At 70.1% G+C, this 8,948-nt stretch carries 8 protein-coding genes; 3 read left to right on the forward strand and 5 right to left on the reverse strand.

Annotated elements, in window-relative coordinates; translation table 11 throughout:
• Positions 1–330 precede the first annotated feature (330 nt).
• The 5 genes from ampD to WG923_RS21885 are packed head-to-tail and all read right to left on the reverse strand — an operon-like array spanning position 331 to position 5,123.
• The gene (ampD, locus tag WG923_RS21865) at positions 331–909 is read right to left on the reverse strand and encodes a 1,6-anhydro-N-acetylmuramyl-L-alanine amidase AmpD (RefSeq protein WP_340353118.1); all 579 of its coding nucleotides are present in this window, start codon (positions 907–909) and stop codon (positions 331–333) included.
• Positions 902–2,374: a sigma-54-dependent transcriptional regulator gene (locus WG923_RS21870; protein ID WP_340353119.1), complete on the reverse strand. Its 1,473-nt coding sequence runs from the start codon at positions 2,372–2,374 to the stop codon at positions 902–904. The genes ampD and WG923_RS21870 overlap by 8 nt, the downstream gene beginning before the upstream one ends.
• On the reverse strand, positions 2,374–4,086 hold the full coding sequence (locus WG923_RS21875) for a sensor histidine kinase (RefSeq protein WP_340353120.1): 1,713 nt from the start codon (positions 4,084–4,086) through the stop codon (positions 2,374–2,376). Before WG923_RS21875 ends, WG923_RS21870 begins: the two co-directional genes overlap by 1 nt.
• Positions 4,087–4,089: 3 nt before the next feature.
• The gene (locus WG923_RS21880; RefSeq protein ID WP_340353121.1) at positions 4,090–4,326 is read right to left on the reverse strand and encodes a PP0621 family protein; all 237 of its coding nucleotides are present in this window, start codon (positions 4,324–4,326) and stop codon (positions 4,090–4,092) included.
• Positions 4,326–5,123 carry a cytochrome C assembly family protein gene (locus WG923_RS21885; RefSeq protein ID WP_340353122.1) on the reverse strand — a complete coding sequence of 266 codons (798 nt, stop codon included), beginning with the start codon at positions 5,121–5,123 and terminating at the stop codon, positions 4,326–4,328. The genes WG923_RS21880 and WG923_RS21885 overlap by 1 nt, the downstream gene beginning before the upstream one ends.
• 62 nt (positions 5,124–5,185) lie before the next feature.
• Here WG923_RS21885 and ffh point away from each other — a divergent pair, with 62 nt between their 5' ends.
• The 3 genes from ffh to WG923_RS21900 all read left to right on the forward strand — a co-directional run bounded on the left by ffh (position 5,186) and on the right by WG923_RS21900 (position 8,894).
• Positions 5,186–6,550, forward strand: a complete 1,365-nt coding sequence (gene ffh, locus WG923_RS21890; protein WP_340353123.1) for a signal recognition particle protein — start codon at positions 5,186–5,188, stop codon at positions 6,548–6,550.
• A gap of 179 nt (positions 6,551–6,729) precedes the next feature.
• Positions 6,730–7,935 carry a M20 aminoacylase family protein gene (locus WG923_RS21895; protein ID WP_340353124.1) on the forward strand — a complete coding sequence of 402 codons (1,206 nt, stop codon included), beginning with the start codon at positions 6,730–6,732 and terminating at the stop codon, positions 7,933–7,935.
• On the forward strand, positions 7,935–8,894 hold the full coding sequence (locus WG923_RS21900) for a tripartite tricarboxylate transporter substrate binding protein (protein WP_340353125.1): 960 nt from the start codon (positions 7,935–7,937) through the stop codon (positions 8,892–8,894). The genes WG923_RS21895 and WG923_RS21900 overlap by 1 nt, the downstream gene beginning before the upstream one ends.
• Positions 8,895–8,948 lie beyond the last annotated feature (54 nt).

The following is an 8,948-nucleotide window of genomic DNA, read 5'->3' on the forward strand; positions in this document are numbered from 1 at the left end:
GCAGTAATTCTTTGCGCAGGGGCAAGGACTTCGCCCCCTCGACGTGGCAGGCACTATATCTAGTGTCCAACGCCCTTTCAAGCACTACCCGTAGTGTTTGCGGCGCACAACACGGTGCAGGACCTGTGGATAACGTTGTGGGCGTGCTGTGATGCGGCGGTGGACCGAACACGGCGTTGCGCGTCGGCAACTCGGAAGGATGCGGACAGCCGGACGCAGAGGACGCCAAGGGTACGCAGAGGACGCAAAAAGGACAAAGAAGACCTTGGAAGGTTTTCTTTTGCGTCCTCTGCGTACCCTTTGCGTCCTCCGCGTCCGGTATGCGGTTTCTCACGCGGACGGAAACCACTCCTCGGGCCAGCCGAGGTCGCGCTTGACCTCGGCCCAGTCGAAGCCGGGGCCCGGGTCCTTCTTGCGGCCCGGCGCGATGTGCTCGTGGCCGGCGACGTGGCGGATCGGGTAGTGCTGGCCGATCGCCGCGCAGAGGGCCGAGAGCGCCTCGTACTGCGCGGCCTCGAAGGTCTCGCCCTCCAGGCCCTCGAGTTCGATGCCCACGGAATCGTCGTTGCAGTTGGTGCGGCCGCGCCAGCACGAGGCGCCGGCATGCCAGGCCCGTGCGTCGCAGCTCACGAACTGCAGCAGCGCGCCGTCGCGCCGGATGAAGAAATGCGCCGACACCTGCGCGCCGCGGATCTGCTGGAAATAGGGATGCGCGTCCCAGTCGAGCGTGTTCGTGAACAGGCGCAGCACCTCGTCGCCGCCGTACACGCCGGGCGGCAGGCTGATGGAGTGCAGCACGATGAGGTCGATCGCGCTGCCCTCCGGTCGCGGCCCGAAGTTCGGCGAGTCGATGCGGTGGGCGAAGCGGTACCAGCCCTGCGACCAGAGGGGGTCGCCGGGCTCAGGCATCGCTGGCCTCGTCCGCGTCCTCGGTACCCGGCGTGGGAATGCCCAGGCGCGAGATGCGATAGCGGATCTGCCGCAGGCTCAGGCCGAGCCGCTGCGCCGCCGCCGTGCGGTTGAAGTTCGTTTCCTTCAGGGCCTTGACCAGGATCTCGCGCTCCTGCTGGTCGAGGTAGGCCTGCAGGTCGCTCGGCACGCCCGCCGGCTCCGCCGTGCCCGGCACCGGCGACGCGGCCTCGGGGCTGGCCGCGGCCGCGGCGACGGCCGGCGCGGAGGGCGAAAGGTCCACCTGCAGCTCGGTGCCGTCGCTCAGCGCCAGCGCGCGGTGCAGCAGGTTCTCGAGTTCGCGCACGTTGCCGGGCAGGGGATGGGCCTGCAACTGTTCCAGCACCTGCGGCGACAGCTGCGGCGCGGGCAGGCCGGTCTCGTGCGCGATGCGCGCCAGCAGCGCCGCGCACAGGGCGGGCAGGTCCTCGCGCCGCTCGCGCAGCGGCGGCACCAGGATCTCGATCACGTTGAGCCGGTAGAACAGGTCCTGCCGGAAGCGGCCGGCCTGCACGTCGGCGGCGAGGTCCTTGTGGGTGGCGCTCACGATGCGCACGTCCACCGCGTCCTCCTGCGTGGAGCCGAGCGCGCGCACGCTGCGCTCCTGGATGGCGCGCAGCAGCTTCGACTGCATCGGCAGCGGCAGGTCGCCGATCTCGTCGAGGAACAGGGTGCCGCTGCGCGCGGCCTGGAAGTAGCCTTCGCGGTCGGCGCTGGCGCCGGTATAGGAGCCTTTCTTGGCGCCGAAGAACTCCGCCTCCAGCAGGGTTTCGGGGATGGCGCTGCAGTTGACGGCGATGAACGGCCCGTCGGCACGGTGGCTGCACGCGTGGATCGCCCGTGCCACCAGTTCCTTGCCGGTGCCGGATTCGCCGCGCACCAGCACCGGTGCCATGCTGCGCGCGACCTTCTCGATGCGCTCCTTGACCTGGCGCATCGGCGCCGATTCGCCCACCAGCCGCTGCAAGGCGGCGCCGCCGGTCGCTCGCGGCTCGCCGGCGCCCTGCGCGCGCGGCGCGCCGGGGCTGCGGTGCCGCTCGGGCGTGCCGCTTTCCTGGATCGCGGAGGCGACCACGGTGCGGAACTGCTTGAGGTCCACCGGCTTGGTGAGGTAGTCGAAGGCGCCGGCCTTGAGGGCCTCCACCGCGTTTTCCGCGGAGCCGTAGGCCGTCATCACGATGCAGCGCTCGGGGCGCTGCTGGGCGGCCATGCGGTGCAGCAGGTCGAGGCCGAGGCCGTCGGGCAGGCGCATGTCGGTGATCACCGCGTCGAAGCGCTGCTGCTGCAGCAGGCTCCAGCCTTCCTCCAGCGTGCCCGCCGCGTCCACCCGGTAGCCCTCGCGCAGCAGCGTCAGTTCGTACAGCGTGCGCAGGTCGGGTTCGTCGTCGACGACCAGGACGTGGGGAGCGGCTGTGGGCTGGGGCATCAGGCGCCTATTGTGTCAAACGGCGTGCCCCCCGGCACCATGCTCGCGCGCGTGCGGAATGTCACGGTGAAGGCGTTGCCCTCGCGGTGGGTGCCGTCCGGCGCGCGCGAGCGGGTGTAGGCCACGGTGGCGCCATGCCGCTGGCACAGCTCCCGGCAGATGTAGAGGCCCAGGCCGCTGGAGCGGCTCTCCGAGGAGAAGAAGGGTTCGAACAGGTGGCGCTGCACGCTCGCATCCAGCGGCGCGCCGTCGCTCCACACCTGCAGGTGCGCCTTGGTGGAGCCCATCACCGTCGCCACGACGATGGCGCCGGGCGCGCCCGACGCATAGCGCAGGGCGTTGTCCAGGAGGTTGACGACGACCCGGCGCAGGTGCTCGCCGTCGAAGGTGACCCAGGCGGAGCCCGAGTGCAGCAGTGTCTGCAGCCGCGCGCCGGCTTGTGCCTGCCGGTCCCATTCGGCCACGAAGCCGGCGACCGCCTGGTCCAGCTCCAGCCAGTCGGCCACCGGCTGCTGCTGCACGCGCACCAGGTTCAGGATCTCGTCGACGATCTGCGACAGCCGTTGCGTATTCTTGCCAACGAGCTCGCTCAGTTGCCGCTGCCCCGGCTCCGAGAGTTCCTCGCCCAGGAGGGCGTTGGCCTGGGCGATCGCGGCGAGCGGGTTGCGGATCTCGTGGGCGACGGCCGCCGACATGCGTCCCATCGCCGCCAGCTTTTCGGTGCGCACCTGCGCCTCGGCCTCGCGCAGGTCCTGCAGGAACATCACGCACAGCGCGTCGCTGTACGGGTCCTGCGCGGCCGTCAGGCGCGTGCGCACGCGCAGGTGCAGGCGCTCGCCGGGCGTGAGTTCCAGCGCGAGTTCGGCGCTCTGGGCCTGCAGGGTGTCAAAGGTGCGCTGCGCGATCGCCGCCAGCGGACGCCAGCCGGGCCGCGACACCAGCGCCAGCGATGCCGGTGCTTCCGGGGCCTGCCAGGCGAGCAGGGTGCGGGCGGCGGGGTTGGCCGCGTGGATGCGCCAGTCCGGCCCGACCACCAGCAGGCCGTCGGCGAGCGTCTCGATCACCAGCTCGTTCACGTGCGCCTGGGTGCGCGCGGCGGACATGCCGCGCCGGGCCGCGTCTTCCTCGCGCGCCAGCCGGGTGGCGAGTTCGTTGGCGAGCAGCGCCACCACGAAGTAGCCGCCGCCGGTGAGGCCGGCCTGGACCAGGCGCGCCGTGTGGTCGACCGGCTCCAGCGCCTGCACGGAGGCGTCCACCAGCAGCAGCAGGGTGACGGCCGCCGCCGTGCCCAGCGCCAGCAGCATCGAGCCGAGCACCGAGGCGGTCAGCACCGGCAGCGCGTACAGCGGCGAGAAATTCAGGTTGGCGGCCTGCAGGAAGTGCAGCACCGAGAACGCCAGCAGGTCCACGCCGATGATCGACACCCACTGGGGGTCGAAGGTGCGACCCGGGGCCACCGGCCGGTTGAACAGGCGCACCGCCAGCGATGCGGCCAGGTACGTTGCGCACAGACCGAGCTGCCACTGGCTGACGGGAGCGGAGCCGAGCAGGGCCATGCCCCCCAGCAGGACCAGCAGGACCAGCCCGACGCCGATGCGCGCCGTCATGAAGCCGCGCCACAGCCGCTCGAAGGCCGAAACCCGCGGCGGGTCCGGCATCGCCGGCGCGTCCCACGTCCAGGTGGAATGGCCGGAGGACGACCCCGTGGCCATCACCTAGCCGCCGGAGCGCAGCCGGTGCTCATTGCTGCAGTAGAGGATTCCGCGCGCGTCGGGCACCGCCTCCGAGCGGGGCAGGTGCACCCCGCACACCGGGCAACTCACCATTTCCTGGGGGTTGGCGCCGGGGCCTGGCGGCGGCGGCGAACGGGTGTCGCGCCCGTCGCGCACGCGCGCGTTGCGCCACAGCGTGTAGGCGACGAACAGCACCACGATCAGCAGCAGGTACTTCATCAGGCGGTGCGCCTCAGCAGGACTTCCAGCACGAAGCGCGAGCCGACGTAGGCCAGCAGCAGCAGCAGCGACCCCACGTAGATCACGCGCACGGCCTTGCGCCCGCGCCAGCCGAAGCGCGCGCGTCCCAGCAGCAGCAGGGCGAAGGCCCCCCAGGACAGGACCGAGAAGACCGTCTTGTGGTCCCAGCGCCAGGCCCGCCCGTACAGCACTTCGGAAAAGAAGACGCCGGCCAGCAGGGTCGCGGACAGCAGCACGAAACCGGCGGTGGCGAAGCGGAAGGTGAGGCGTTCCAGCGTCAGCAGGGGCAGGCCCGCGTGCGGTTCGGTGGCCTGGCGCATGGTCTGCTCGGTGCGCTGCATCAGCCAGGCGTGGACCACCGCCGCGGCGAACAGGCCGTAGGCCGCGATGCCCAGGGCCCAGTGCAGCGGCAGCCAGGGCGAGGTCGCGACATGCATCGGCGTGCCCGGGAACGCCAGCGCCAGCAGCACCGCGAAGGACCCCAGGGCGGTGAGCGCCCAGCGGGCCTGCATCTGCGGGAACATCTGGCGCTCGATGGCGTAGACCGTGAGCACCAGCCAGGCCGTCATCGACACGGCCGGCGCGAAGCCGAATCGCGGGGAGTCGCCCAGGAGCGCCCAGCCGAGCGTCAGGCCGTGCAGGAGCCAGGCCGCCAGCAGCGCCCGCCGCGCCCACTGCTCGCTCAGCCGGGAATGGCCGGCGGCGGGCACCGCGTAGGCCGCGGCGGTGGCGATCGTCAGGACCACACTGGCCGGGGACGCGCTGGATAGAATCATGCTAGAAGTTTAGCCCCTGCCGTTCCGTGCGAACCGGTCACGCGGCACAACCCCCACACCTCATGGCCTCCGCCCTCTCCGAAAAACTCTCACGGCTCGTCAAGCAGATGCGCGGCCAGGCCCGCATCACCGAGGAAAACGTCCAGGAGATGCTGCGCGAAGTGCGCATGGCCTTGCTGGAAGCCGACGTCGCGCTGCCCGTGGTGCGCGACTTCATCGGCCGCGTGAAGGAAAAGTCGCTGGGCCAGGAGGTCGTGGGCTCGCTCAATCCCGGCCAGGCGCTGGTCGGCATCGTGCACCGTGAGCTCGTGGCCACCATGGGCGCGGGCGTGGCGGACATCAACCTCGCCACCCAGCCGCCGGCAGTGATCCTGATGGCCGGCCTGCAGGGCGCCGGCAAGACGACCACCACTGCCAAGCTCGCCAAGCACCTGATCGAGAAGCGCAGGAAGAAGGTGCTCACGGTCTCCGGCGACGTGTACCGCCCGGCCGCCATCGAGCAGCTCAAGACCGTGACGAAGCAGGCCGGGGCCGAGTGGTTCCCCAGCACGCCGGACCAGAAGCCGGTGGACATCGCCCTCGCCGCGCTGGACTACGCGCGCAAGCAGTACTTCGACGTGCTGCTGATCGACACGGCCGGCCGGCTGGCCATCGACGAGGCCATGATGCGCGAGATCAAGGAACTGCACGCGGCGGTCAAGCCGGTGGAGACCCTGTTCGTGGTCGATGCCATGCAGGGCCAGGACGCGGTCAACACGGCCAAGGCCTTCAGGGAGGCGCTGCCGCTCACCGGCATCGTGCTGACCAAGCTCGATGGCGATTCGCGCGGCGGCGCGGCCCTGTCGGTGCGGCAGATCACCGGCGCGCCGATCAAGTTCGCCGGCGTCAGCGAGAAGATCGACGGCCTGGAGGTGTTCGACGCCGAGCGCCATGCCGGGCGCATCCTGGGCATGGGTGACATCGTCGCGCTGGTCGAACAGGTGCAGGCCGGGGTCGACATCGAGGCCGCGCAGAAGCTCGCCGCCAAGGTCAAGAGCGGCGCGGGCTTCGACCTGAACGACTTCCTGGCGCAGCTGCAGCAGATGAAGCAGATGGGCGGCCTGTCCACGCTGATGGACAAGATGCCGGCGCAGGTGCAGGCCAAGGCCGGCAACGTCGACATGGAGAAGGCCGAGCGCGACATCCGCCGCAAGGAAGGGATCATCTGCTCGATGACCGCCGCCGAACGGCGCAAGCCCGAGATCATCAAGGCCACGCGCAAGCGCCGCATCGCCGCCGGCGCCGGCGTGCAGGTGCAGGAAGTCAACCGCCTGCTCAACGAATTCGAGCAGATGCAGACGATGATGAAGAAGATGAAGGGCGGCGGGCTGATGAAGATGATGAAGCGCATGGGCGGCGGAAAAGGCATGCCCAAGATGCCGTTCTAGGCGCTGGAGCGGACTTCCGGACGCAGAGGACGCGAAGGGTACGCAGAGGACGCGAAAGAATTCAAAAGCCTTTCTGACTTTTTTGCGTCCTCTGCGTACCCTTTGCGCCCTCTGCGTCCGGCTGTTCATTCGGCCAGCCCCCCCAACCTATACTGCCCGCCTCGCCACCGGAGCCAGCATTGAACCTCGTCGACAGCTTCGCCGACATCTCGCGCTTCGTCGCCCTGCGGCGCGACATCCACATGCATCCCGAACTCGGGTTCGAGGAGCACCGCACCTCGCAGATCGTGGCCGAACGGCTGCGCGAATGGGGCCTGGAGGTGCACACCGGCATCGCCGGCACCGGCGTCGTCGGCGTGCTGCGCAGCGGCAGCGGACAGCGCACCATCGGCCTGCGCGCCGACCTCGACGCGCTGCCCCTGCAGGAAGAGAACCGCTTCGCCCACCGCTCGCGCCACGACGGCCGCATGCACGCCTGCGGCCATGACGGCCACACGACGATGCTGCTCGCCGCGGCCTGGCACCTCTCTCTCGCGCGCGACTTCGACGGCACCGTGCACTTCATCTTCCAGCCGGCGGAGGAGATGGGCAAGGCCGGCGCGCTCAAGATGGTGCAGGAAGGCCTGTTCGAGCGCTTCCCGTGCGAGGCGGTGTTCGCGCTGCACAACTTCGCCGTGGCCACCGGCAGCTTCGCGCTGAACCCCGGCCCGCTCATGGCTTCCAGCAACACCTGGAAGGTCACGGTCCACGGCCGCGGCACGCATGCCTCGCAGCCGCACACCGGCATCGACCCGGTGGCGGCCGTCATCGATCTCGGCCAGCAGCTGCAGACGCTGGTGGCCAAGGTGATCCCGTCCACGCAGCGGGCGCTGCTGGCCGTCACGCAGATCCAGGGTTCGGGCGCGCCCAACGTGATCCCCGACGAAGCGTGGGTCGGCGGCACGGCGCGCACCTTCTCAACCGAGGCGACGGACCTGGTCGAGGCCGGCATCCGGCGCCTCGCGGCCGGCATCGCGCAGGCGCACGGCTGCCGCGCGGAGGTGAGCTTCCGCCGTGCATCGCCGCCGGTCGTGAACCACGAGCGCGAGGCGCGCTTTGCCGCCGACGTGATGCGCGAGGTGGTGGGCGCCGAACGCGTCGACGACCAGTTCCCCGCCGTGATGGCCGCCGAGGACTTCGCCCACATGCTCAACGTGCGCCCGGGCTGCTATGCCTTCATCGGCAACGGCGACGGCGGCCACCGGCTGCCGGAGCACGGGCCCGGCCCTTGCATCATCCACAACACCTCGTTCGACTTCAACGACGAGATCATCCCGATCGGCGCCAGCTACTTCGTGCGGCTGGCGCAGAAGTGGCTCGCCCAACCCCAAGGAGTGTCCCTGTGATGCAGTTCCGCCGTCTTCGCAGCGCCGCGTTCGCGCTCGTCCTCGCCGCCGGCGCGGCCGCCCCGGCCTTCGCGCAGCGCGTGATCCACCTCGTGGTGCCCTTCGGCCCCGGCGCGGTGCAGGACACGATCGCGCGCACCTTCAACGCCGAACTCGGGCAGCAGCTCGGTGCCTCCGTGATCGTGGAGAACCGGCCCGGCGCCGGCGGGACCGTCGGCACCGGCTTCGTCGCCAAGGCCACGGACAACAGCACGCTCGTGGTCGCCGCGGCCAGCCACACGCTGGCCGGCCACCTGTACAGCAAGCTGCCCTACGACCCGATCAAGGACTTCGTCGGCGTGGCCTACGTGGGCAACACCGGCTACGTGATCGCGGCCCCCGGCAACCTGGGCGTGAACTCGCTGGCCGACTACGTGAAGCTGGTGAAGTCGCAGCCGGGCAAGCTCAATTACGCCTCGGCCGGCAACGGCAGCGCGACGCACCTCGGCATGGCCTACTTCCTCGCGAAGGCGGGGCTCGACATGCAGCACGTCCCCATGAAATCCACGGGCGACGCCGTCAACGAGGTGCTCGCCGGTCGCGTGCAGGGCGTGACCTCGTCGCTGATCGGCGTGACCGGTTTCAAGAACGATGCGCGCATGAAGATCCTGGCCTACACCGGGCCGCACCGTTCCAAGTTCATGCCCGAACTGCCCACGGTCGCCGAGTCCGGCGTGCCCGGCTACAAGTTCGACTCCTGGATCGGCGTGCTCGCGCCCGCATCGCTGCCGAAGGCGGAGGTGGAAAAGATCAACGCGGCGATGAACAAGGTGCTGGCGATGCCGTCGGTGCAGGAGCGGCTGGCGACCCTCGGCGTCGAGCCTGGGACGATGTCGTCGGAGGAGTTCCAGAAGCTGCTGCGTGCGGACTATGAGCAGGCTGGCGTGCTGGTGAAGGCGTCCGGGGCGCGGATCGAATAGCGGAACGCGCGACTGTTGCCTCCGGTCCGGGCCTGGGTGGGACTGTCCGCCCCA

Source organism: Ramlibacter sp. AN1133, assembly GCF_037890035.1.
In the GTDB taxonomy this organism is placed as follows: Bacteria; Pseudomonadota; Gammaproteobacteria; order Burkholderiales; family Burkholderiaceae_C; genus Ramlibacter.